Below are 25076 nucleotides of genomic sequence, written 5' to 3'. Positions count from 1 at the left end.
AACCCTTTTGGAAGATTGAACAATAAACCCATGATACACCTACAGCTTTCCCTTGTTTTAGGATGGTTCTTAATTGGCGTATGCGCTGCCCAGAGCACTGTTTGGACTCCTAAGGCATTTGTACATCCCGGGATGATGCAAAACCAACAGGATCTTGACTTTTTGAAAAACCAGATTAAAGATGGCAATCCCGAATACCTAAAGGCCTTTGAGACCCTTTCCGAGGAAGCTGACCTCTCCTTTGAAGCCAAGCCATTTACCCATGTGGTTAGGGGTTCATATGGTCGGGAAGGGCAAGGACATCGGGAACTTTCCCAAAGTGCCCGGTCAGCTTATGCTCATGCCTTGATGTGGTTTATTACCGAAAAGCAACCCCATGCAGATAAGGCCATTGAAATACTCAAAGCCTGGTCGGAAACACTTTGGGATTTTGATGACAATGATGCCAAGCTTATCACCGCATTGACGGGGCAAAATTTCTTAAATGCAGCAGAAATCCTCCGGTATTCCGGTGCAGGATGGAAAGAGGTAGATATTGCCCAATTCGAAAAGCTCATGTTGGGTTCCTTTTATCCTGTCATCAGGGATTTCTTCACCGAAGCAAACGGAAACTGGGATGCTGCCATAATCAACACCCTGCTTTGTCTGGGCGTATTTACCGACAGGCAAGACATTTTCGAGTCTGCTGTGAACCGGTACTATTGGGGACCCAATAATGGTGGGATCACCAAATATATCTACCCCAATGGACAAACCCAAGAAACCACTCGTGACTGGCCACATGTGCAATTGGGGCTAGGAGAATTTGCAAAAGCCTCCCAGGTAGCTTGGACCCAAGGTTTGGACTTTTTTGGTGTAGCCCAAAACCGACTGGCCTTGGGGTTCGAGCATAGTGCCAAGTATATGGCGGGGAAAGAAGTACCCTGCTATGGTCCCATCTCAGAAAGGGGTAGAGGAGAATGGAGGGACATCTACGAATATGTATATGATCATTATACAGAAGTGAAGGGGTTATCCCTACCTCATACTGCACATGCAATTTCCCAAACCAGGGAACAATCCGGCTTGGTTTTTCTAAGCAGCCGCAGAGCCCCTTACCGTACTCCACACTCAGATTCAACTTCTCCATCTGAACCACTTTCGAAAGCCATGCCCCAAAGGGGTGCAGGTTCCAAGTCTTTCGATTCTTTAGGCCAATCAGAGGCAATCCGTGTTCGTCCCGGAGGAAATGTACAAACCGCCATTGATAGGGGGGCCACAGAGGGTATGCCTGTGATATTGGAAAAGGGGGTTCATGAACTTTCGGCGCCACTTTGGCTTAGTAGCGGGATCACCCTGGCCGGAGAAGGGGAGGAAACGGTGATCACTTTGAAAAAGGACCTTTCTGCCCTGACCATAGGAAACCAGTCTTTTCCTCTGGAAAACATCACTATTAGGGACCTATTGATTGAAGGGGCTACGCAGGTTCTTCCCGGCAGCGACCCCAACCAAGGCCGAAGGGAAAGGGCCCGCATGTCCGCACCAAGAAGGGAAGGCATCGTGCTTATGGGGGACGATGAAGGACAAATCAAAGGGGTGAAATTGATTAACCTGACCGTTCAAAACTTCACGAAACATGGCGTTTCCATACGAGGAGCAGAAGATGTGCATATTCAAAACTGTAACTTCAGTGACAATGGAGGTAATGTGGTGCCCGGAGAAGGTTTGTTGCACAACCTCCACCTTACTCGGGTAAAAAACGTTTCTATCCAGCAAAGCAGGATGGCTGTTTCACCATGGGGAGCGGGTATTTGGATCAGTTTTAGTCAAAATATTGACATTCAAGATAATGTAACTTCGAAAAACAAAAGAAATGGCATCTACTTGACCGAATGCGAAGAAGTCAGGATTAAGGACAACCTGGTGGAGGGAAATGATACACACGGTATTTTTCTGGAAAAGCTGCATCGGGGTAATAAGGAAATAGAGGTAGTGAACAATCTATTACAAACCAACGGTGGAAAGGGCATCCATACTGATATGCCGGAAGATCTTGCCATGGCCCCCAATATCATTCTTGACAATCGATTGGCCCAGGCACACAGGAATAGCTTGGACAATGATGCCCTATTTCAAGAAATCAAGGGGCATCTCGATCTTGATCACCCTGAACTGGTACGGGTAAAAATGGCAGGGGAAAATCATATCCTTGCCGCCAGGGAACTTTTGTCCTATTATCGGAACAGAGAAGGGGTACGTCACTTAGTGGAATTGCAGAAGGACAAGCTAAGCCCAGGAGAAAAGGACCTGGAAAGGGCAGAGGATGCCCTTCAGCATATCATGGTAGGTCAGCCCGCCTACCCTTCCTATAATGTGGGCAGGAATATCGATTGGGCAAGTAGGCCTGTTCCCGACAATGAATGGGTATGGCAGCTAAACCGGATGACATTTTGGGAGGCCATGGGAAAGGCGTATTCCCAGGAGAAAGAGGAGAAATATGCCCATGCCTGGGCTTACCAGTTAAAGGATTGGGTAGCCAAAAACCCCAGGGATGAGGAGCACAAGCATGCATGGAGATCCATAGAAACAGGTATAAGAGGCTATCGCTGGACGGGGCTATTTGAGTACTTCAAAAATAGCCAACACCTTACCCCCGAAGTGCTTACCCATTTTCTATACAGTTGCTTGGACCATGCTTCCTTCCTTATGGAAACTTATAACACAGGAAGCAACTGGGCTTTAATGGAAGCGGAAGGGCTTGGGTTTATTGCCATGACTTTTCCTGAGTTTTCCTCCTCGGTGAGTTGGCTGGAAGAATCCACCAGTCGGTTTAATCATGAAATTACCCATCAGGTTTATCCGGACGGCCATCAAAGAGAGCTGGCCTTTGGCTACCACACCAGCAGTATAGGGTGGTTTCTCCGTACATATGAAATGGCATTGGCCAATGGTATGGAAAATAAGTTTTCCCCTGAATACCCCAACCTGATAGAGAAGATGTGTGAAGTGCCCATGAAACTGGCTTTCCCAGATGGCACCACCCCCCAGTTTGGGGATGCCTGGACCGGTAAGCCAGGGCAATATTACGAGCAGTTGAGGAAATGGGGGGACTTGTTTGACCGCCCTGACTTCCTCTATGTGGCTACTGAAGGGGCAAAAGGAAAAAGGCCTGAACAGACGGCCTTCGCCTTTAAACACTCGGGCCTTTATTCCATGAGGAGCTCTTGGAGCACTGATGCTATCTGCATGGTACTTAAATGCGGTCCCGATGGAGGGGGCCATTCTCAACCGGATAATGGCACCTTTGAACTATATGCCGGAGGGAGGAACCTTACCCCCGACTCTGGGAGCTTTATTTACAGTGGGGATCCGGAGGGCAGGGCTTGGTTTCGTCAAACAAAAGTACACCAAACCCTTACCCTAAATGAACAAAATAGTGCATATGCACCGGAGTTGTTACTTTGGGAACCCGGAGAAAACCTGGATATACTGGTGGTGGAAAACCAGAGCTACCCTGATTTGGCCCATAGAAGGGCGGTATTGTTTGTGGATAAATCGTTTTTTGTAATCGTGGATGAAGCAATAGGAAAAGGGGAAGGCGTACTTGACCTCAATTTTCAGTTGGCACCCGGAAATGCCGTTTTTGACAAGGAAACGTTAAGTGTACATACCGATTTTGAGAATGGGTATAACCTCTTGGTCAACACGCAACTACAGCCGGAAATAGCATTGGTGGAGCAAGAGGGGCAGGTCTCCTTCATTTATACCCAAAAAGAACCTAGGCCTGCTTTCAGCTTTCAAACCGAAAAGCGGAGAACCCAAAAGGGTTTCAGGTATGTGACTGTACTGCTGCCCTTTCAAGGAGAAATGCCCCAAGCGTCTGCTAAATTGGTGGGTAAACCCAAAATTGGGTCAAAAAAAATCAGCTTAGAAATAAGTGTGAACGGTGAAACCAAAACCCTTGTATATAAAATTCCCTAAATAGGAAAATAGGCCTGTGATTTTTGACAATGCTATGGGAAATGCTTGCCGAGGTTTTAGTAACTTCGTTGCTTCGAATTTTGTAAGCATTATGTTTTAATATCAAGACCTAATTTATACACCATGACCACCACCAACCTTTACCTTTCTTTATGCTGTATGGCTGTGCTAGGGCTTTTATCCTGCCAGCCTTCAGAAAATAAACGACAAAAGGAATTACCCAGAATTGCCATAGCTGGGATTGCCATTGAATCCAGCACTTTTTCTCCTGCACTCACGCATGAGGAAGCGTTTAGGGCAAGGGAAGGGGAAGATGTGTTCTCCCTATATCCATTTTTGGCCGAGGGGGAAGAAACCCGTAATCGCGCAGAATGGATCCCCACCTTTAAAGGGCATGCTATACCTGGGGGCATTGTGACCCGGGAGGCTTACGAATCCATGGTTAAGAAGACCTTGGATATGCTCCGTGAAAATGGCCCCTATGATGGTTTGTTCTTTGATATTCATGGCGCCATGAGTGTGGAAGGATTAGACGATCCTGAGGGAGACCTTATCGTAAGGGTAAGGGAGGTAATTGGAGAATCGCCCATCCTATCCACTTCTATGGATCCCCATGGAAATGTGACAGAGCGGTTGGCCAAGCATACGGACATCATCACCAGCTATCGCATGTCCCCCCATGAAGATGCCATGGAATCCAGAAAAAGGGCGGTGGACAACCTGCTGGAAAGATTAGAAAGTGGAAAGGGCAAACCTGCCTACAAGGCTTGGATACCCGTTCCCATTTTGCTTCCAGGTGAAAAAACCAGCACCCGAGTGGATCCCGGAAAAAGCCTCTATGCAAAGGTATATCCAGCAGCAGACCAGGAAGGAGTGGTGGATGCCGCCATTTGGATCGGCTATGCATGGGCCGACGAGCCCAGAAACCAAGGCTCTGTGATGGTAGTGGGAGACGACCAGGAAAAAGTGAGCTCCACCGCAGAATACCTGGCACAAAGCTTCTGGGAGGTAAGAAATGAGTTTGACTTTATCGCTCCCACCACCACATTAAAGGAAAGCCTGGATATGGCCATCAAAAGTGACAAAAAACCCTTTATGATTAGTGATATGGGGGATAATCCAACTGCCGGAGGGGCTGGGGATGTAACTTGGACCCTACATGAAATCTTTAAGCGGCCAGAGTTCAAATCTGAAGACGGCCCTTCCCTTATCTATGCCTCCATTCCAGGACCCAAGTTTGTAGAAGCTGCCGTTGAGGCAGGGGTGGGCGAAAAAGTCTCTGCCGAAGCCGGTGCTATAGTGGATGACCGATATGCACCTCCCATCACCCTTTCCGGGGAAATCCTCGCTATAGAACATGGGGATGCCTCCGCGGAAACTGAAGTGGTAGTGAAAATCGGTTCTGCCAACATCATCGTGACCAAAAACAGGAAACCCTATCACCGGGAAAGTGATTTTACCCGGCTGGGGCTTAACCCCAGGGAAACAGATATCGTGATGGTTAAAATCGGTTATTTGGTGCCGGAATTATACGATATGCGGGCAGATTGGGTAATGGCCTTGACTCCCGGGGGCGTGGATCAGGATTTGGAAAGGTTGGAATATAAAAGGATCAACAGGCCCATGTTCCCCTTTGACAAGGACATGGCTGACCCCGACCTCAGTGCCCGGATGATACCGTCTTCGGAGGAATAGGGCAAGGCGTAGATATAAATAATGCGCAGACTAAATCAAACTCTAAAATCCACCAGCCTTGAAAGGGCGAAACAATTCGAAACCAGATGTAAGATTGACCAAAGGTGAATATATACCGCCCTTGCAGGGCTAGGTGCACCCAATAAGACAAAGTCTGAGAAAGCCTATATTGGTAAGGGAATTACAAATTCCCTGGGATAGTGAAGCGTAGTTACAAACTACGCTTAGCGATGTTGTTGGTTGACGCTTCATTTGACCCTTGATGGGACTTTTGAGGTGCTTTTATTTCTTTCTTTTCTTATTTTTTGGCCCCGAGACTCCGCTCGGGGTCAGGAAAATCCTGCCTCACCCACCTACCATCCGCACCCCCGGTTTTCTGACAGCCAGCCACCCGCGGAAAATTTATTAATTCTACCATTTGAGGTTTTTGTGATCGTATGAATAGTGTTCTTTACAAGAAGATTGTATCGATTATTTGCTGAAAAACCGTACTTCTAGCCCTGAGGGTGAAATAGTTCGAAGTGGTTTACAGAATCGTAGAACCGGGGCTTCCTTTATGCAAACAGACTTTTCTGGATATTTAAGTTTGATTTTTCAAAGTAACCTTTGCCAGAGCCCGACCGAAACTTACCCACCACCCAAGAGAATGTCCACCAACCTCTGTAAATCCTCCTCCCTGTTATAGACATGGGGCGAAACTCTTACAAAGTGTCCCCTGTAGGACACATGCACCTTGTTCTGTAGTAGTTTTTCCTTTGCCTGTGCTAAATCAGGCATGGCAATTCCGAATAAATGGGGACTGAAGGCTCCTTCCTTCTCCACCCAGACCCCTTTATCCCTGAGCCTTTGTAGAGGCGCTTTACCGATACCCAAGAGATATTCCTGAATGTTTTCCACCCCCCATTCTTGAATTTGCCTCAAAGCCTGGGTCAGCATAGGCACCAGAATAAAATTGCTATGCTCCCCCACCTCGTATCTTAAGGATCCCGGCTGATAGTCCTCCTGGTACCGGACCAAACCTCCAAAGTCTTCACTGTTCAATCGGTTGATCCAGTTTTCTTCTAGTGGAAACCCCTCGTCAAAGGCAGGCCCCAGATAGGCAAGTCCCAAGCTATACGGCCCCATCAGCCATTTGTATCCTGCGCATATCAGGGCATCAGGCTGAACCTTCTTTACCGAAAATGGAAGGGCACCAACCGACTGGGTACCGTCCACGATTAAAAGGGCTCCGAAGGATTTTGCCTTCTGGCTGATGGAAAGCAGGTCGAAAAATGTGCCATCCGCCCAGTGAACATGAGGTATGGCAATGATCCTGGTTGCCGGCCCAATGGCGTCTAAGATATCCAGATTCCACTTGTCCCCCCTTCCTTCCATTGGGGGTGGCGAGGGTACAGTGAGCAATTTAGCCCCTTTTTCCTTTGCCAGCCTTGTCCAAGGATATATGTTACTGGGGAATTGCTCCCCTACTACCAAGATTTCATCATCGGCATTAAGGGAGATGTTACGGGAAACGATAGCCATCCCATATGACACCGATGGAATGGTTACGATCCTTTTTGGGTCGTCTGCCTCAATCATTGTTGCAAACAGGCTTCTTAGTTGCTCTGTTGGTTCGAAAAAATCCACCGGAAAAATGCTGGTTGGGTCCTCTTTTCTCAATAATGCCCTAATACCTGTTTCTGTCACCGTTTTAAGTTGTGGGGACATATAAGCACAATTAAGATAGGTTAGGTCGGGGTTTAGGTTAAACAGTTCTTTTTGGCATTTCATGTTTACGTGATTTTTAAGGGGCAAGGTACCTTAAAGTGAGGAAACTTAAAGGGAAGGAGCTTATATTTATAGCTAATTGTTCAAATCCTATGCAAATTGCCCTTGCTCAGCTTCAATCCACCTCCCACAACCTAGAAGCCAATATGGGTAAGCATAAAGCCTATATAAAAAAAGCTGCTTTACTAGGTGTGCAGCTCCTGGTATTCCCCGAACTTTCATTGACCAATTACGAACCCAAACTGGCTCACACCCTTGCCATGGAAAAAGGGGATGAAAGGATTAAGGAGTTTCAAACGCTTAGTGATTTCCTTAACATTCATTTTGCAATAGGACTACCAATTCAATCGGAACATGGAATACAAATTTGCTTAGGAATTTTCAGTCCTAATGTTTCCACCGTTTTCTATGCCAAGCGGAAACTACACCAAGATGAATTCCCCTATTTTGTACCCGGTCACTCCCCTTTCCAACTTAATTTCGATGACACTTTGGTCAGTTTTGGCATCTGTTATGAAACTATGTTTGAAGATAAGGTGGAAGAAGCTGCTCTGGCAGGTTCTTCCATTTATCTTGCTAGTGTTTCCAAATCCCAAAAGGGAGTAGAAGATGCTTATCGGCAATACGGGAAATTTTGCTCAAAACACAGGATTTGCATGGGAATGGTTAATTCTATCGGTGCATCGGATAACTTTGTAGCTGCCGGAGGCACCGCATGGTGGAACACAAATGGAGAAAGGCTAAATGCAATGCCCGATGATAAGGAGGGAATTCTTTTGTATAACACAAATAATCACACCTGTACCCCATTAATTTTTTGATACTTGTTTCGGTATGCCAAAGGGGTCAAACCGGTGGTTTTCTTAAAAACAGTGCGGAAGGCCTTGGGATCTGTGTACCCAACCTCGTACATCACCTCAGCAACCTGCTTTTTACTTGCTTCGAAACTCCTTTTGGCCACTTCCATTTTTACCCGCTGCACATAACCGAGAACCGGGTTTTGGGTGGCTTCCTTAAAACGGCGCTCAAAACTTCTTCTGGATAGGGCAACCATCTTGGCCAAGTCATCAATCATCAGTCTTTCCTCATAATGCTCCTCAATATATTGCTGCACCTTAAGGATGGCTTGGTCTCCATGATCCTTTTGACCCGCAAACATCATAAAGGCAGCTTGGCTTTGCCGATCTATATCCACCGCAAAAAATTTGGAGGCTAGAATTGCTGTATCCCGGTTAGTGTATTTTTCCAGCAAGTACAACAGTAGGTTCCAATAGGAATTGGCCCCTCCACTGGAGTAAATCCGGTTTTCTTCGGTGATGATCCCCCCATCCACCAACTCCACTTCAGGAAACATGGTTTTGAATTCCTGATACCTGGCCCAGTGCGTAGAACATTTCTTACCATTTAGCAGACCAGTGTTGGCAAGCAAGAATGCCCCGATACAGAGAGAAGCAACTTCCGCTCCTTGGGCATATTGGGACTGTATATAGGGTTTTAAAGCCTGATTGGCATTTAGGGTTTCCTTCAAATCCCCAAACAGAGCAGGTATAATCAATACATCCACCTTTGGTTCCTCCTTTATTAAAGCATCGGTACGGATAAGGGAATAACCATCATGCACCGGCACCTCCTTTTCCTCTCCGATAAGGATCACATCGAATAGGGGCTCCACCCCCTGCCCTTCCAGGAACTGATTGGCTGTTTTAAAAAGGTACCTTGGGTTGGCCACTGACTCTGTCACAGCCGAACGGGGCACAATGATTCCTATAGTCTTCATAATCAGGGCTTAATTTACAGTTTTATATTGGCACAATCAACCTTTTTATTGGCGGGGTAATACAGTTGGTTTCAAAAACTTCTTTTTCATGTGTTTATATTTTCTTTTCAACGGTCATATAGCCTGCCCCTGCCTGCCCCGAACTTGCTTCGGGGAACTCGCTTCGGGAGCCTGTCCCGAATTTATTTCGGGAGAATCCCGCATCTCGCTGTGTAAGGTTCTCCCAATGCTCGATTTTAAAATTTAAGATATAAAATTTGGAATAAGTGATATTTTTATTAGATTTAGTCAAGCACTCTTCACAATTAGTTTCTAATATTTCTCCCATCATTTATACAGTTAAATCATGCGAAAATATACCAATCTACCCAATTTATTAAAACCCAATCACTCCGTACTCGCTATATTCCTGGCATGTTTGATCTTTCAGGGATGTGAGTTTGGAATGTATGGAGATGACACCTCTCTCAGGGATTCTGAGGACACCATTTTAGCAATGAGGGGAAAGGGTGCCAAAGACTATGAAATTTGGGCACTTGACCAAGGGGCTGGGCTGAGTAGGATCCATATTTACAATTCCAGCCTGGAGGAAACCGATGTAATCGATTTTACCAAACTGTTTGCCCATGGAGAATTAGAAAAAGAAGTAACCATGCCCCACATGATTGAATTCAATTCTACCTATGAATACGCTGCAATAGCCTCCCCTGCATCTGGAAATGTGGCGATCATCCGTGCTTCGGATCGTGAAGTAATTGAAATAATAGAAACTGGAGCCGGTGCGCATATGGCCAGTTTTACCCCCGATGACAAATCCATCTGGGTAGCCAACATTGGCACAGTTACTTTTACTGAGATTACTGCCGATCTAACTTCGGAAAGTTTTGCCAAAGGCCGTGAACTCGACTTAACAAAGGACCCGGAATGGAAAGACAAATTTAAAGGAGTTGAAGGTGGTGGTGGAGGTGATTTGGATTTAAAAAAGAGTGTTTCGGCCCCAGTGTGCCACGAATATACCGCCGACGGTGCCTTCGCTTACCTAACTCTTGGCCCTGGTGCAGGCGGTCTTGTGGTAGTAGATATTTTATCCGGTAAACCAAAGATTGTGAAGGCCTTTTCCCCGGAGGAGGTAAAGGCAAATTGCGGATTGGCACGCAGCCGGGATGGCCGGAAAATGTATGCCAACTGGGGAGACCCCGGTGATGAGGACAACCCTCCTGCCCAGAGTGGAGAATGGTATGTCTTCAACACTTCCAACCATACCCTTATAAAATCAAGTACGGATACCCGAGGGGTGGACGCCCATGGAGCCCGTGTAAGTCCCCGAGGGCCTTGGCTATGGCAGGTAAACAGGGGCAGTGACAACGGTATAGTAATCAATACCCAGGTTGACAGGATCGTACATACCTTGAATGATGTAGGAAGCAGCCCAGACATACTGGATTTTTCCCCGGATGGCAAATTTGCGTTTATTTCTTTACGCGGCCCTAACCCCATTAGTGGTGCCGCACACGTGGCCACAGGGGAGACCCCGGGATTCTCCGTTATCAATACTTCCAACCGAAGAAAAATTGCCGTGATCCAGCCAGCACCAATAGAAGACCGTGAGGCCAGCGATTTTCATGGCATTAAGGTTCGTTCCATCAACTAACGAAATCTCCAGGATCAGTTTAATGTTTCTTAAATTATGGATTGTATTTGCCAAATTGAAATGAGGGTAATTTGGTTTTAGTTTGTGAATTGTGCGCGAAGGAATTTAAATTAAAGGTGTTTAATCCAATGGAGGGAGAGGTAAAAAGGATTAATGAATCCTTTTTTTTGGGTTCGGGAATGCAAAACCAGAACAACGTGTTTACAACATTTACCCTTTCAAACTTGTATTTGAAAAAGTCAGTAATTAAATAATTCAATTATTCTAAATTCCCTGACTCAATTTTTTATTTTTTATATAAATAGACTAAATTTGATTTAGATTTAGTATGAACATCACGAAAAAGTTTATAACTTATAAAGATTCGTAAATAAAAACTATTTTTAATGTTATTGGATGGAAAAAATTGAAGATTTTCAATATACCCTTGATGTATCCGCAATCGTAGCCATCACTGACCACAGAGGGGTAATAAATCATGTAAATGAAAACTTTTGTAGGATTTCAAAATACTCCCCAGAGGAACTGATCGGAAAGGATCATAGGGTAATAAATTCGGGTTTTCATGACAAGGAATTTTTCCTAGACCTATGGTCAACAATCTCAAAAGGCAAGGTCTGGAAAGGAGAAATAAAAAACAGGGCCAAAGACGGCACCTACTATTGGGTGGACACCACCATAGTGCCATTTTTAGACGCCGAAGGAAAACCTTACAAATATGTAGCTATCCGCAATGATATTACAGAAAGGAAGTTGGGTGAGGAAAGGCTAAAAAATTCTTTGAAAGAACTTTCAGATTATAAATATGCATTAGACGAATCTGCTATTGTAGCCATCACCGACCAAAAGGGATTTATCAAACATGTCAATGATAATTTCTGTAAGATCTCCAAGTATTCAAGAAGTGAGTTAATCGGACAGGACCATAGGATAATTAACTCCGGATTTCACCCTAAATCCTTTATCAGGGATTTATGGGTGACCATTTCCCATGGAAAAGTATGGAAGGGAGAGCTAAGAAACCAAGCTAAAGACGGTACATTCTATTGGGTGGATACCACAATTGTACCCTTTTTAAATGAAGCTAGGAAACCTTATCAATACCTTGCCATACGATCGGACATTACCGAAAGAAAACAAGCAGAAGAAGCATTAAGGATAAGCAAAAACAAAGCGGTGGAAAATGCCAAAGCCTTGGAAAACAAAAACAAGCAGCTTGTGGATTTCTGCAATATCGTGTCGCACAATTTAAGGGCCCCACTTGTAAACATTTCCATGCTCGTGGACTATCTGGAAAGTTCGGAAGACGAGGTGGAGCGGCAGGAAATTCAGGATAAAATCAAGCCAGTCATCAACCACCTTATGGAGGTTTTTAATGAACTTGTGGAATCCATTCAAGTCCAGCAGGACAAGGACATAGAACTCGATGATATAGATTTGCACCAAATGCTCAGAAAGGTGCTACTTGGGTTTTCCTTCCAACTTACAGAATTAAAAGCAGACGTTCATGTGGATATAGAGGAGGCTCCAAAAATAAGGTTCCCCCATCGCTATATGGAAAGTATACTTACCAATTTAATCAGTAACTCCCTGAAGTATAGGTCACCACAAAGAAAGCCAATCATCCGCATCAGAACCATAAAAAAGGCCAACAAAATAGTACTTTCCGTGAAGGACAATGGACTGGGAATTAACATGGATTTACACAAAAAACACATGTTTAAAATTCGCAAAACCTTTCACAAACATAAAGATGCAAAAGGGTTTGGCCTATTTATGACCAAGTCTCAGGTAGAGGCTATGGGCGGAAAGATTTGGGTGGATAGCCAACCAGACCTGGGAGCCACATTTTTTGTAGAGATTGATAACAACAAATTATGAAACGAATTCAACACTTAACCTTGGTGGATGATGATGAAGTGTTTGTCTTCCTGGCTAAAAAAGCCATCAAGCAGACAAACTTAGTGGAGCAGGTAAAAGTTTTCGACAACGGGCAGGAAGCACTCGGCTTTTTGTTAGAAAACCTCAGGCAACCCTCGGAGCTTCCAGAAGTGATATTATTGGATCTTAGCATGCCGGTCATGGATGGTTGGCAATTTTTGCATGAATTCACAAAGCTATCGCCAAATCTATCCAAGAAAATAAAAATTTTTATTTGCAGCTCCTCTATATCGCCAGAGGAAATTGAAATGGCAAAAGAAATTAATGCCGTTTCTGATTTTATCATCAAACCCATTAACAAAGAAAAAATGATAGAGGTGATCCAAAAGGTTTAAGTCACCCTTGTGAAATCGAGCATGACAAGTATAAATGGTTTTGATTTCTTTTCGCTGGATTCTTTGAACCAAAAAGAAGGGGGCTATTATTCCTATTCAAGCTTTAATTTTAGATTTAGAGTATAAATCTGTTAGGGTGTGGTCAATAAAATTACCGGTCAATCTCATTGGTACTCCAGAGTCGGTTCAAAATCCTTTCTATTCCCGGCCTTTCTATGTCTCTTCCAATAAATACCAACACGAGTTCAGTTTCCTTCACCATTTCTGGGCAAGCTTTGAAAGTGAGCTTGTTGCCCGTGGACTGTACCAACACAAGGCCGGGCTCATCCTCAAACCTCACGAATCCCTTTATCCTATATACCTGATGGTAATGCAAAAACAGGGTCATGGTTAAGGCTGTGTACAATTTATCCCTGTCAACCGGAGTTGGCACCTGCACTGATATACTCTTCATTCGGTGCCCATTTGCCTTTACTTCTATTGAAGACGGAAGGCCTTTGCTGAAGTTGAAATCGGATTTTCTCCCTAATAGGCCAAAATTGAATGCTCCGTTAATCACACCGCTCACTATGGCAAAGGGATTTAATTTTTCTATGGTAGGATGAAGCTTGCTGGCATAGGAAGCTTGTACCAAGTCACATTTATTGATCAGGATAAGGTCCGCAGCTACCAACTGCCTATACATCTCTGGGACTTCCTTGATCCTGTCTTCAAAATTTTCCGCATCTACCAAGCAAATCACCTGGCTAAGTTCAAAATATTGCATTACATCCTCCCTTTTGAACACTGAGGCCAGCATACCTGCATCCGCTACACCGGAAGCTTCTATAAATAGTTGGTCCGGTTGATGCTCGGATTGGATCAGCTGGGCAAGTACCTCGATTAATTCCGCATCCAAGGTGCAGCATATACAGCCGTTGTTCAATTCAAAAAGTCGATTGAAATTTTTCTTCACCAAGGCGCCATCCACGGAGGTTTTTCCAAACTCATTCTCAATCACAAAATTACGCTTTCCCTTTTCCCTTTCGAGCAGATGGTTGAGAACGGTAGTTTTTCCTGAACCCAAAAAGCCAGTCAGGATATAGGTGGATATCTTTTGGGTATTTTCCATGCGAGATACACTTTGTCAATGTGTGAGGTTTGAAATAAGAACGAAGCAAAGAAAAGGGAGGGGTAGTTGGTGTCCCCTACCTCATTTCCATAACAACCCAAAGTAAAAGAACAAAAAATCATTATGCAACTTTATTGCAAAAACTAAAGTATTCATTTATTCCTACTGGTCAAGTTAAGCCACTACACAGGTTTCCGAAAATTCGTGCGTCCGGTACAATTCCTTTCTTAAAGGTATTGCGATGATTTAGGGTAAGTGCTTTGAAGGGAATTGGCTATTTTTTAATTTCAATTACAATCTTTCCCAAATGCCTGCCCTCACCGAAATATTGAATCAACTCAGGGATTTTATCAAATCCATAGGGGCCATCAACAACAGGTTTCATTTGCCCCTTTTCTACAAATTCAGAAATCTGGTCTAAACCTTTATTTGGCTTATGAATGAGTACGCTCAGCTTTTTACCGGTAAAAAGTACTATTAGCGAACCGAACAATGCGATTTCCAATAATCTGTACATCGATCCTCCAACGGTGATATACCTGCCATTTTCTTTGAGGGACCGTGCATATTTAAATACGGACCTGTTTGATTTTGTATCAAGGATCAGGTCATATTTTTCTCCGGTATCGGTAAAGTCCACTTTTTTATAATCCATCACGCTGTCAAATCCCAACGATTTCATCAAATCAAGTTTTTCGGCACTGTCAACACCGGTTACCTTTACCCCATATGATTTCAGGATTTGAATTCCCAGGGTTCCGACACCGCCTCCGGCACCATTGATCAGGATACTCTGCCCGGATTTCACCTTTCCCATTTCCACAAGTCCCTGTAGAGCGAGTAATCCGGCATGGGGCAGGGCAGAGGTATCATTATGGCTAATATTGGAAGGTTTTTTGGACAATTCTTTTTCCGGTACACAAACATATTCGGCAAATCCACCACACCCGCATTCCGAAAGATCTCCATATATCTCATCACCGATATTAAAGGACCGCACGTTGCCGCCTACTGCTTCAATTTTTCCAGAGATATCCACCCCGGGAATAGGTATTTTTGGCTTTTTCAAACCAAAAAACAAACGAATCACAAATGGTTTGCCCCTAACTATCCCCCAGTCCCAATCATTGATGGATGCTGAGTGAATTTTCACCAGTACCTCATTGGCATTCGGAACAGGTATTGCCACTTCCCCAATTTCAAGAACATTCGGCAATCCGTATTCCTTTAGTAGTATCGCTTTCATGTGTTTATATTTTCTTTTCAATGGCCACATGGAATCTCGCCATGATAACCATCCCTCCGTGCGTCGCTTGCGTCATGCTCGATTTCATGTGTTTATAATTGTCTTTTCCGCGGTCATATAGCCTGCCCCTGCCTGCCCCGAACTTGTTTCGGGGGAATCTCGCAACGCCCCGATAGCTATACGGGGCATCCCAGTGTGTGACGTGCTCGTCATGCCCTGACTGCCGTCAGGACAGGCTCGATTTCACCTGTTTTAAAAATCGGGTCAGGCGGGGGAATTTCACCCCCACGTTCCCACAGAACTCCCGTAAACGCGGGACAGGCTGTGCGTGAGACTCTCACTTCACACTGCCTGCCCCGCAATAATGCGGGGGCTCTTCATACTAATAACCACTTAAAGGTAATGCACTAATTTAATCAATTAGCGGTGGTCCTGTCCCTTTTCCATAAATCCTCCCCTGAATGAACAAGGTAGTAAATGAAGGCGAAATAGGATATGCTCCCTACCCGCATACCTCGCTCAAATATCCTCCCGGACATTTGCCGTGCTCCACTCCCATTTACTCATAAGGCAATTAATTTTATCGGTATTCGTGAATGCTGAGCATTTCAGGAGCTTCAACTCTACTACGAATGAGTCTGCCCCCTACACCTCTTCCACAACTTGTCCCGATTTTCCATTGGGATTCCCTGAAAGTCCGCTTCCTCTTTCGATTTTACAGAGCGGTGTAGAGTTCACTTGTTCCCCTGACTGCGTCAGGGAAATGGCCTGTACTGCGTTCCTGCCAGCTTAACCCCGGATGCGGTGTGGCCTCCCGATAGCTATCGGGATCCGGACGTCCGCCACACTTGTCATAGGTACACACGTAATTACCTATTTTCCACACCGAGATTTGCTTTCTCGAGGCTTCATCACTGGTTTATTTTTCCCGAAACAAGTCCGGGACAAGCTATTCAGCTCCACAGCACTCACCTACAGGAATCATTGTCCCCGTTTTTCCTTACCGCTCACCACACATTAGTTTCCCAGATATGCAGCGTCTTTGATGGCTGCTCCCTGAGGTCTCAGGACTAACCCTGAAAATCAGGGCAAGCCCTCAAACCGTCATAGGAGGGCCTCTCTATTGGTTGTCCAATAGTCCTCCATCCATTTCAAAGCATTCAGCCCCTTAGGGCTGATTCAAGTCACGTTTTGCACCTAAGAATCGTGGGGCATTTCGGAGCGATTTTCTTTACACCATAGAAAAAGTTAGTTCGGAAAATAAACCTTTCCCTTGGCACCGGGTGCCCATGTTTTCTTAGGTGCTGTTACAGGGAGGTTATTTTCTTTCCGACCAGTTTTCCAATTTCAGGTTTTCTAAGTACCTGAAGTCTTTAATATTGTCTGTTACTAAAATCATTTCGTTAGCTAGTGCGGTAACACCAATGATCAAATCAAATTCATCATGCATCGGTGTTCCGTTTTTTCTTAGCAAGACTTTATTATTGGCATACTGGTCTACTATCCCAAAAATTGGAATAATGGTTAGTCCCTTTACAAATTTATCAACCGCTCTGTGAGATTTTTTGGCATCTTCGCTATTTTCTGCTCCGTATTTCAGTTCAAAAACTGTTATTTCAGAGATGAAACAATTCTCAAGACCTTTTTCCTTGATGATTTTATCGAGATGGAGTTTACCTCTCAAAAAAAAGACACAAATACTCGTGTCAAGCAAATATTGCATATATCAAATTTTCAAGTCTTTTGATCTGAATTTCCTGCTTTCCCTAATATCTTTTATGATTTCTTCGGCTGGCTTTTCTGAAGCAAATCCTCCGAAGGAACTAAAAAAATCCTTTTCATTAGACTTTCTTCCTTTCCTAATAGATTTTGCGAGCCGTTCCAGCAACTCTAATTTGCTTACCGAACTCAAACTTTCAAAAAGCTCCGAATAGGTTTCCACTATATGGCGTTCTGCATGTGTCATAGCCTAAATTTTAATAAATATATGAAATTACATCATAAAACTGATTTCCATTCTACTTGATTCTTCTTCAACTTCCCTGTAATCGGGTCAGGCGGGGGAATTTCACCCCTACCTTCCCACAGAACTCCCGTAAAAGCGGGACAGGCTTTGCGTGAGACTCTCACCTCACACAGCCTGCCCCGATCCCTCGGGGGCACCTCATACCAACAACCACTTAAAGGTAATGCACTAATTTAATCAATTAGCGGTGGTCCTGTCCCTTTTCCATAAATCCTCCCCTGAATGAACAAGGTTGTATATGAAGGCGAAATAGGATATGCTCCCTACCCGCATACCTCGCTCAAATATCCTCCCGGACATTTGCCGTGCTCCACTCCCATTTACTCATAAGGCAATTAATTTTATCGGTATTCGTGAATGCTGAGCATTTCAGGAGCTTCAACTCTACTACGAATGAGTCTGCCCCCTACACCTCTTCCACAACTTGTCCCGATTTTCCATCAGGATTCCCTGAAAGTCCGCTTCCTCTTTCGATTTTACAGAGCGGTGTAGAGTTCACTTGTTCCCCTGACTGCGTCAGGGAAATGGCCTGTACTGCGTTCCTGCCAGCTTAACCCCGGATGCGGTGTGGCCTCCCGATAGCTATCGGGATCCGGACGTCCGCCACACTTGTCATAGGTACACACGTAATTACCTATTTTCCACACCGAGATTTGCTTTCTCGAGGCTTCATCACTGGTTTATTTTTCCCGAAACAAGTCCGGGACAAGCTATTCAGCTCCACAGCACTCACCTACAGGAATCATTGTCCCCGTTTTTCCTTACCACTCACCACACATTAGTTTCCCAGATATGCAGCGCAAGGTAGTTTGATGTCTGCTCCCTGAGGTCTCAGGACTAACCCTGAAAATCAGGGCAGGCCCTCAAGCCGCCATCGGAGGGCCTATCTACTAGTTGCCCAATAGTCCTCCATCCATTTCAAAGCATTCAGCCCCTTGGGGCTGATTCAAGTCACACACGGTCCTCAGCTTGGAGACGGCGGGTCCTTCCGGAGCCGTACCCTTTCTTTTCAGAACGGATGTTATTAAAAGTACAAAACAAAATCTTTACCGGGATCCCCGATGGATCCAAGGTGATGTTAGAGTGCGTTATTCCTTTCATTTTATAGGAAAGTCAATCCAATTCTCCTATTAAGCCCTTGTTCGAAAATCCTGATCAAGGTCGACAACTGTATGTTCCCTTTTCCATTTTCAAGTTTAGAAATATAACTTTTCTTCGTCCCAGCTTTTTCGGCCAACTGCTCCTGGGTCATGTTGGCTTCCTTCCTTGCCGCCTTCAACATCTCGCTGACGATAAACATCTTGGCGTTCTCTTCATATTTATTTCGGCTTTCGCTCCCGATTTTTCCATGCTCCAATTCTATCAGTTCATCGAAAGTTTTGATATCCTTATAATCTTTCATGGTTTTGTTACTTTGATTGAAAATATTCCTTCATTAACCTTTCGGCTTTCTCGATCTCTTTTTTTGGTGTCTTTTGGGTTTTCTTCTGGAAACCGTTGAAGAGAACCACTAACCTTCCTTCATCAAAACAACAAAATATCCTATAGATATTTGATTGGTATTCCACACGTACCTCAAATAGCCCATCAGTTCCTTTAATATGATCGAGGAACTTTTTGGGCACCCTTTCCACTTGCTTGATCAGTTCAAAAACATATTGAATCTTACTCTTGACCTTTTCATCCTGGTCTTGGTAAAATTCCATAAAGTGGTTTTCGTAAAAAATAATCTTCCTGACCATACGCACAAAGTTATCTTAAAAGATAACATTTTCCAAGAACGCAGACTTATTTTAATGCACTCTAACGATAAGTATAAGCGTAGTCCCGGATTTCGGAGCGATTCACTGTCCGCCCACACTAACCTTTGATAGATAGATTGCAAAATACTCAATTTTAGCCAATCAGCCCGCATTAGGCTTACACAATGTGTGTACCCTTCCAGAGGGTGCAAGTCCCTTGCAGGCAAGTTGGTATAGCCTGTTAGAAAGCCGCAAGCTGGTTTTCCGTGAGGAATGCAGTGAAGCCCTGAAGTCTCAGGATATACTAAAAGCGGGACTACAAAATCCGGTACCGACGAACAGAAACGGCATACGGAGGCTAGTTGGAGTGGGTGAGCAAGCACATCTTTGCGATGCCCGTGACCAATATACTCTAATTAGTAGATGCTGCGGGAATCGGAGGAAGGAATATGCCCTTATCCCGAAGCGAGTCCGGGACAGGCTCTGGGGAGGTCTTGGAATAGATTCGGTTTCTATGTGCCAAGAAGTCAGCCAACCTGTGCTGTGGTAACAGTACCTGTGCCGTGCCAAACGGTAGGTCATAGTAGCTACTGGAAACAAGCTCTGAAAAACAGAGACCCTTACAAGGTAGTGAAAGCCTGCCCCGAACTTGTTTCGGGGGACTGAACACCCTTTGATCTTAATCTGGCTTTTTCTTTTGCATAAATGTATATGGCATTGAATATCGGGAGGATCATAACTTGATTGGTGAATACCTCAATTAATTCAAGGTTCTTTTTGGGGTTTGTACTTTTTTCTGCACCAGAAACTAATTCCGCTAATGTGATTTCGGAAATAGCACAGTTTTCAGTTCCGATCTCCTGAAGCATTTTTATGAGCCCAAACTTTCCTCGTAAAAAATGGATACAGATATTGGTGTCTAAAAGATACTTCATTCGAAATCAGTATTTTCTGATTTTTCAACTCTTGATTCTCTGATTTCTTTAATGATTTCATCCGCATCCCTGTTGTCTTCCCATGCTCCAAAAAGAGTATTAAGATCGACCTTCTCTTTTTTTACTTCAAGAGATTCTGTCAATTTTATGATCAATTTTTTCTTGGAAAGATTATCAAGACCTTTTAAAGGTCCGAAATACTTTTCCAATGCCTTGTTGTTTAAAGTAAGGTTTGCCATGCTTTTTTTAACAATTTACGGAATTATTGGTTTGGTGGTCAAGAGATTTGGATAATTAAATTCCTAATTCTCTTTTCTTTTTCTTTATCAAATGCCCCATTTCACTTAAATCACTGGTAAACCCACCTGCACTGATAAATTGATTTTCAGGGTTGAACCAAAACGTTTTCTCGATACCCCTAATTTTGATTCTATACAGAGGAGGATAAACAAACTGTATTAAAGATAAGGATTCGACATCCAGCCAGTTATTACTTTTTTCCCAAGTTCTTTTTTTAACTATCAATGATTGACCTCCCAATTTTACTACAACAAATTTATCATTGATTCCAAAGAAAATTATGATCATGAAAAACCCAATTACTAAAAAGACAATCGAAACAAAAAAATCCTGTGACATTTGTTCTCCGTTCATGGTTATCAGATTGGGGAAGGACCAAGAAACTAAAGATGTTATAATCATAATGATTCCAGCTCCTAGGAACACATATTTAAAAATAAAATGATATGTATAATTACTTTGTATAAGTCTCTTTAAATTTTCGCTAACGGTCAGGGTTTGGGTGCGGTGGGCCCTTTCGGATCCGTTTTCTTGCCGGATTTCCCCAACTGCCTTAATTGACTAAAAGATTATTTTATTCGAAATCGGCCTGCTGCACTCAAGCCAAGGTTAGGGTGCGTTTTACCTTATTCTATTGTAAATGATATTTTCTTGCCTAACCCAATTTCAAGAATTTTGTACAACGTGGATAGCTGAATATCACTTTTACCATTTTCAATTCTTGAAATAAAGCTCTTTTTTGTTCCGGTTTTCAGTGCCAGTTGTTCCTGAGTCATGTTCGAAAGCCTTCTCTCTTCCTTGATAAGTTCCCCGATGGCAAAAGCTTTCGCCTTAGCCTCAAATGCCATTCTATGACCTGTTCCTGGTTCCCCATATCTTTTTTCTAAATGTTCTTCAAAGGTTGTAATATTTTTTTTATCCCTATTTTCCATCTTATCAGTGGTTTTGCTTTTCACTAAAATATTCTGCTTTTAGACTTAACGCTTTTTCTATTTCTTTCTTCGGTGTCTTTTGGCTCTTTTTCTGAAAACCATTGAAGAGCACCACCAAATTACCTTCATCAAAACAGGAAAAAATCCTGTAAATATCGCTGCCGAATTCTACCCTGATTTCGTAAAGGCCTTCTGTTCCTGTCATATGTTGAAAGAACTTTATGGGAATCCTTTCCAATACCATGACCATATACAGGACTTGGTCAATTTTATTCTGAACATTGACAGGCAACTTATCGAAGAATTCAGAAAAATTGTTCTTGTAAAAAATCAGGGTTCTCTTCTTATCCATTACGTAAAGTTAACGAATAATGGTACAAAATTCTCCAAGTTCAATAGAATTTATATGGGGATAGGCTCTTTTAATGCACTCTAACGGGATTTAGCTTGGAGACGGGTGCTTTCGGAGACGTATCTCCCAAGCTTACTCCTAACTTCTTAAAGATACAAGTTTTCAAATTTACTCGGATCTGCCCGCTGTATCAAAGGTGATGTTATAGCGCATATTTTTTGTTTTTACAATTCGATGGAAATTTTGACTTTTCCTCCCAATCCTTTTTCCACTATGTCGAAGAGCGTTTTTAGTGTCAGGTTGCTTCCGTTATTTTCGACTCTTGAAATGTAGGTTCTTTTCTTGTCTACTAATTCCGCCAATTGCTCTTGGGTCAAATTCTTGTCTTCCCTGGCTTTCTTCAATAATACACCGATCTTAAATGATTCAAAATCTCTTTCAAGTTCGTCTCTTCGTGATGTGCCTTTCATTCCATACACATCATCTTTTATGTTTTTCCAGCTTTTTGTATTCATGGCTACGTTCTTTTCTTTTTTTCTGATTCTTTTTCGGCAAAGTATTGGTCCATCAACTTACTCGCCTTTTCAATTTCTTTCAAATTTGTCTTTGTTTGGCGAATAACCACAGTCCCCATTTTCAAAAAAGTCAGAAGCGTTATTCAGTGTTTCAAAAATTGATTTCTCGTTAAACAACTTTGTCTCAATGGCATCAATTGAAATTTCGGTATTATCAGAGCTTTTAAAGTCAACATGATAATTTCCCTTATTCTCTTTTACGTTGAATTTTGCGTAATAATGTCTGCCTGGAAATATTCGTCCACCTACAAGAGTATTTAGTTTTAGTGAAGTGTCCCTGCGTGGAATAAAGACCCCTATTTTTGTTTCTCCATTTTCGTCCCACTCAACCGCAATTCTGTGAGCACCATTTTCAGAGTTGACACCAAAAAAATCAGGTAGCCCTTTTGGTTTTATGTTTTTTAGTCTGATAAGGCAAATTCCAACAATTGCTTTTTCTTTATAAATTTTTGGTCTAAAAGGAAAAGGAATAATTTTATTCACCGCTTTTGGGTCAGCCGTGAAGTTGATTAAAATTCTTCTGTCGATATATCCGTGTATTGTCGGGATTTTCATTATAGTGTAGATTTCTCGTTAAATAAAAGAAGGAAACAGTTTTCAGAGGTTAACAACCCTCCTAAACGGCAAGCTAAAAATCAAACATAATTTTCCCTTTATATTGACCTCTTTGATTTTTTTTATGAAATTATGGGCTAGTTATTTTTTGGTTTGATTTCCAGAAAATTCTTAATTTCAATTAAGAATCTGTTTCTATTCTTAGTAATTATTATGCTAGATTCCAATATCTAGTCTCAATTCCATTCTTTTTCGCAAAGTATTTTAATGAGGATTTCTTATTTTTTGCTCGAATATATTCTATGTCTATTTCGGAACCATCCTTTAATACAATCTGAATTTGATAGGCATCAGGACTAGAAATACTCCATCCCATAGCATTTGCAAACCTTATAAATTTAATATCGTCATTTTGGATAGATTTGAAACTTCCTTTAAGGTCAATTATAATACGTTCTGACTGTATAATTAAGGAACCTATGACTTCACTTTTATCTATTAGAGCCCGGGTAATATTATTTAGAAGCAACATCGATACAACCGTAATTAAAATAATTGTAATTGCTGTAAATTTAAAATTTTCAATAAAAAATGGTAACTTTATAAATGAACTATATGCTAAAAAGCTTAGTAAAACAGCAATAGCCGTAAATAAAACAAACGATACCAGGTAGAGCAATAATCTTAAATACTTACCTCTATTCGGTTTTATCAAGTCAAATTTCATTTATTTATCGCTTTCAAGTTATTATTCTATATTACCCCATTTTTAGTTTTTGAATTTTTCAAAATTTAATATTTTTTTATATTTCGTAAGTTAATACCCCGATTAGGGTATTTTTTAGGGCCATATAAAAAAATATTATTACTATTTTCCCCTCTGACGAACTCTATCTTTTCCTTCAGCATATTCCCTGGCATCCCAAACCCATGATTACTCCACCTTGACCACAAACACCTTTTCCCCGTTTTGCACCTTTACCTCTCCCCCATTTTCCACTATTGCCTTTTCGGACAAGGCCATGATGCGATCCACTATATCACTGATCTTGAAATGATTGGGAAGCTGGTCCCTTGAGTAATTGAGGTAGGAATCATTGAAGGGTAATTCCCATTCCCCCCTGGAAGGCAGGGTTTTGGTAAGCCGGTCGGGGATTTGGGTTCCCCCATGGATCACCCCCATCAGCCCCCCAAGGGTGGCGGCCTGGTTGTCGCAGTCATACCCCGTGGTGGCAGCTATGCCCACGGTCTGTACAAAATCCCCTTCTCCATATACCAAAGCCATCACTGCATTGAGGGCATTGACGGTGGATCCCATCATGGGAAAGGGAATCTCAAACCCGGCTACTTCCTTGAAATACTTCTTATGGATGCGCTTTCTGCAGTCCCTCCAATCCTCCAATTCCTCACTCCAGCGCAGCACATCATGGATTCCCTCCAAAAAGGGACTGTCCGGAGGCAAAACACCCATGCCAACCTGTATAAGTTTATGGACGTCCTTTTCAAAAAATGCAGCGCTGTATAGGGCACCGTAAAATAGGGTAGGGTGCGTGGCCCAGTCATCATTGGTAATCCTGGCCCCCCACTCGGACCATTCGACGGCCTTTTGCACCATCCCGGGGTACACCACTCCCCAGATTTCATTGATCAGGTGGGAGGTAACCCCAAACCACCAATCATTCAGCTCCTTACTTCCGGTCGCAGGGGGAACATGACCCTCTTTAATCAGTTCCCTGACCCTGGCATTGGATGCCCAAATAAACCTGCGCACATGCTTGTCCCTCAAGGCGGCCACCTGCTCATAGGTAATATCCAGCCCATGCTCCTCCAACCCGTGCAGCATCACGAGTTCTATGTCGGTATCATCATCGCTCCAGGCCCCACCCAAGGCATCAGCCATAATGTGTATATAGGCCCTGCGGTCATCAAGGTTCATTTTCAACCCATGCTTTTCAGCATCCTCAAAAGTGAAGTATCTGTCCACAAAAACAGGGATAGGCTCCTCATCATACAAATTCTCAAAAGGGAAACCCAAGTAATTGCCCACTAGTTGACCGTTCCAGTACCCGAATATTTTGTCCTTGAATGCTTCTTTTGATATTTCCTTGAAAGTTTGGCTGTACCCGGAAAAAATAAAAATGGAGAAAACGAAAACAAAGATTAACTGCTTCATGCC

24 protein-coding genes are annotated in these 25076 nt (G+C 43.2%); 7 read left to right on the top strand and 17 right to left on the bottom strand.

From position 1 onward, the window contains the following. The first annotated feature begins 30 nt into the window (after nucleotides 1-30). On the top strand, nucleotides 31-3960 hold the full coding sequence (locus DB520_RS08490; protein ID WP_114749254.1) for a heparinase II/III family protein: 3930 nt from the start codon (nucleotides 31-33) through the stop codon (nucleotides 3958-3960). 159 nt (nucleotides 3961-4119) lie between these two features. Continuing rightward, nucleotides 4120-5655: a M81 family metallopeptidase gene (locus DB520_RS08485; protein WP_232834902.1), complete on the top strand. Its 1536-nt coding sequence runs from the start codon at nucleotides 4120-4122 to the stop codon at nucleotides 5653-5655. A 627-nt stretch (nucleotides 5656-6282) separates the two neighbouring features. Here DB520_RS08485 and DB520_RS08480 read toward each other — a convergent pair. After that, nucleotides 6283-7425: an aminotransferase class V-fold PLP-dependent enzyme gene (locus DB520_RS08480; protein WP_114749252.1), complete on the bottom strand. Its 1143-nt coding sequence runs from the start codon at nucleotides 7423-7425 to the stop codon at nucleotides 6283-6285. 89 nt (nucleotides 7426-7514) lie between these two features. On the opposite strand from DB520_RS08480, the gene DB520_RS08475 reads away from it, so the two are divergent. Continuing rightward, complete coding sequence (locus DB520_RS08475; protein WP_114749251.1) at nucleotides 7515-8243, top strand: carbon-nitrogen hydrolase family protein; 729 nt, start codon at nucleotides 7515-7517, stop codon at nucleotides 8241-8243. On the opposite strand, the gene DB520_RS08470 is transcribed toward DB520_RS08475, so the two are convergent. Then, entirely contained in the window at nucleotides 8216-9199 is a 984-nt protein-coding gene (locus tag DB520_RS08470) for a GlxA family transcriptional regulator (protein ID WP_114749250.1), read from the bottom strand. The two genes, DB520_RS08475 and DB520_RS08470, sit on opposite strands and share 28 nt — an antisense overlap. A 346-nt stretch (nucleotides 9200-9545) precedes the next feature. On the opposite strand from DB520_RS08470, the gene DB520_RS08460 reads away from it, so the two are divergent. From DB520_RS08460 to DB520_RS08450, 3 genes are all read left to right on the top strand, one after another. Further along, nucleotides 9546-10850: a YncE family protein gene (locus DB520_RS08460; protein ID WP_114749248.1), complete on the top strand. Its 1305-nt coding sequence runs from the start codon at nucleotides 9546-9548 to the stop codon at nucleotides 10848-10850. A gap of 396 nt (nucleotides 10851-11246) precedes the next feature. Further along, nucleotides 11247-12731 carry a PAS domain-containing sensor histidine kinase gene (locus DB520_RS08455; RefSeq protein ID WP_114749247.1) on the top strand — a complete coding sequence of 495 codons (1485 nt, stop codon included), beginning with the start codon at nucleotides 11247-11249 and terminating at the stop codon, nucleotides 12729-12731. Then, on the top strand, nucleotides 12728-13126 hold the full coding sequence (locus DB520_RS08450) for a response regulator (protein WP_114749246.1): 399 nt from the start codon (nucleotides 12728-12730) through the stop codon (nucleotides 13124-13126). Before DB520_RS08455 ends, DB520_RS08450 begins: the two co-directional genes overlap by 4 nt. A gap of 151 nt (nucleotides 13127-13277) precedes the next feature. Here DB520_RS08450 and DB520_RS08445 read toward each other — a convergent pair whose 3' ends face one another. The 6 genes from DB520_RS08445 to DB520_RS08420 all read right to left on the bottom strand — a co-directional run bounded on the left by DB520_RS08445 (nucleotide 13278) and on the right by DB520_RS08420 (nucleotide 19251). After that, nucleotides 13278-14237: a CobW family GTP-binding protein gene (locus tag DB520_RS08445; RefSeq protein ID WP_114749245.1), complete on the bottom strand. Its 960-nt coding sequence runs from the start codon at nucleotides 14235-14237 to the stop codon at nucleotides 13278-13280. Between the two features lie 274 nt (nucleotides 14238-14511). Further along, nucleotides 14512-15483 carry an NAD(P)-dependent alcohol dehydrogenase gene (locus DB520_RS08440; RefSeq protein WP_114749244.1) on the bottom strand — a complete coding sequence of 324 codons (972 nt, stop codon included), beginning with the start codon at nucleotides 15481-15483 and terminating at the stop codon, nucleotides 14512-14514. Nucleotides 15484-16801: 1318 nt separating this feature from the next. Then, nucleotides 16802-17206 carry a PIN domain-containing protein gene (locus DB520_RS08435; RefSeq protein ID WP_114749243.1) on the bottom strand — a complete coding sequence of 135 codons (405 nt, stop codon included), beginning with the start codon at nucleotides 17204-17206 and terminating at the stop codon, nucleotides 16802-16804. A gap of 3 nt (nucleotides 17207-17209) precedes the next feature. Beyond that, nucleotides 17210-17449: a hypothetical protein gene (locus DB520_RS08430; RefSeq protein WP_114749242.1), complete on the bottom strand. Its 240-nt coding sequence runs from the start codon at nucleotides 17447-17449 to the stop codon at nucleotides 17210-17212. A gap of 1162 nt (nucleotides 17450-18611) precedes the next feature. Beyond that, nucleotides 18612-18911, bottom strand: coding sequence for a helix-turn-helix domain-containing protein (locus tag DB520_RS08425; RefSeq protein WP_114749241.1), 300 nt, complete (start codon nucleotides 18909-18911; stop codon nucleotides 18612-18614). 7 nt (nucleotides 18912-18918) lie between these two features. After that, nucleotides 18919-19251, bottom strand: coding sequence for a type II toxin-antitoxin system RelE/ParE family toxin (locus DB520_RS08420; RefSeq protein WP_114749240.1), 333 nt, complete (start codon nucleotides 19249-19251; stop codon nucleotides 18919-18921). Between the two features lie 187 nt (nucleotides 19252-19438). Between DB520_RS08420 and DB520_RS08415 the strand changes: the two genes are divergently transcribed. Beyond that, complete coding sequence (locus DB520_RS08415; protein WP_114749239.1) at nucleotides 19439-19801, top strand: hypothetical protein; 363 nt, start codon at nucleotides 19439-19441, stop codon at nucleotides 19799-19801. Nucleotides 19802-19871: 70 nt separating this feature from the next. On the opposite strand, the gene DB520_RS08410 is transcribed toward DB520_RS08415, so the two are convergent. The 9 genes from DB520_RS08410 to DB520_RS08370 all read right to left on the bottom strand — a co-directional run bounded on the left by DB520_RS08410 (nucleotide 19872) and on the right by DB520_RS08370 (nucleotide 25073). Further along, nucleotides 19872-20186, bottom strand: a complete 315-nt coding sequence (locus tag DB520_RS08410; protein WP_114749238.1) for a PIN domain-containing protein — start codon at nucleotides 20184-20186, stop codon at nucleotides 19872-19874. Beyond that, complete coding sequence (locus DB520_RS08405) at nucleotides 20183-20425, bottom strand: hypothetical protein (RefSeq protein WP_114749237.1); 243 nt, start codon at nucleotides 20423-20425, stop codon at nucleotides 20183-20185. Before DB520_RS08405 ends, DB520_RS08410 begins: the two co-directional genes overlap by 4 nt. A 55-nt stretch (nucleotides 20426-20480) precedes the next feature. Next, nucleotides 20481-20840, bottom strand: coding sequence for a hypothetical protein (locus tag DB520_RS08400; protein WP_114749236.1), 360 nt, complete (start codon nucleotides 20838-20840; stop codon nucleotides 20481-20483). A 272-nt stretch (nucleotides 20841-21112) separates the two neighbouring features. Further along, nucleotides 21113-21418, bottom strand: coding sequence for a helix-turn-helix domain-containing protein (locus DB520_RS08395; protein WP_114749235.1), 306 nt, complete (start codon nucleotides 21416-21418; stop codon nucleotides 21113-21115). 4 nt (nucleotides 21419-21422) lie between these two features. Next, nucleotides 21423-21770: a type II toxin-antitoxin system RelE/ParE family toxin gene (locus DB520_RS08390; protein ID WP_114749234.1), complete on the bottom strand. Its 348-nt coding sequence runs from the start codon at nucleotides 21768-21770 to the stop codon at nucleotides 21423-21425. A gap of 224 nt (nucleotides 21771-21994) precedes the next feature. Further along, nucleotides 21995-22285 carry a helix-turn-helix domain-containing protein gene (locus tag DB520_RS08385; protein ID WP_114749233.1) on the bottom strand — a complete coding sequence of 97 codons (291 nt, stop codon included), beginning with the start codon at nucleotides 22283-22285 and terminating at the stop codon, nucleotides 21995-21997. A gap of 69 nt (nucleotides 22286-22354) precedes the next feature. Then, a complete protein-coding gene (locus tag DB520_RS08380; protein ID WP_114749232.1) occupies nucleotides 22355-22900 on the bottom strand; it encodes a DUF2071 domain-containing protein in 546 nt (181 codons plus the stop codon). A 211-nt stretch (nucleotides 22901-23111) separates the two neighbouring features. Further along, nucleotides 23112-23627, bottom strand: coding sequence for a hypothetical protein (locus DB520_RS08375; RefSeq protein ID WP_114749231.1), 516 nt, complete (start codon nucleotides 23625-23627; stop codon nucleotides 23112-23114). Between the two features lie 207 nt (nucleotides 23628-23834). Beyond that, entirely contained in the window at nucleotides 23835-25073 is a 1239-nt protein-coding gene (locus tag DB520_RS08370; RefSeq protein ID WP_114749230.1) for an ADP-ribosylglycohydrolase family protein, read from the bottom strand. Nucleotides 25074-25076 lie beyond the last annotated feature (3 nt).

Origin of the sequence: Pleomorphovibrio marinus (genome assembly GCF_003347495.1) — a bacterium.
In the GTDB taxonomy this organism is placed as follows: domain Bacteria; phylum Bacteroidota; class Bacteroidia; order Cytophagales; family Cyclobacteriaceae; genus Pleomorphovibrio; species Pleomorphovibrio marinus.
This window is presented reverse-complemented; position numbering and strand designations above follow the sequence as displayed.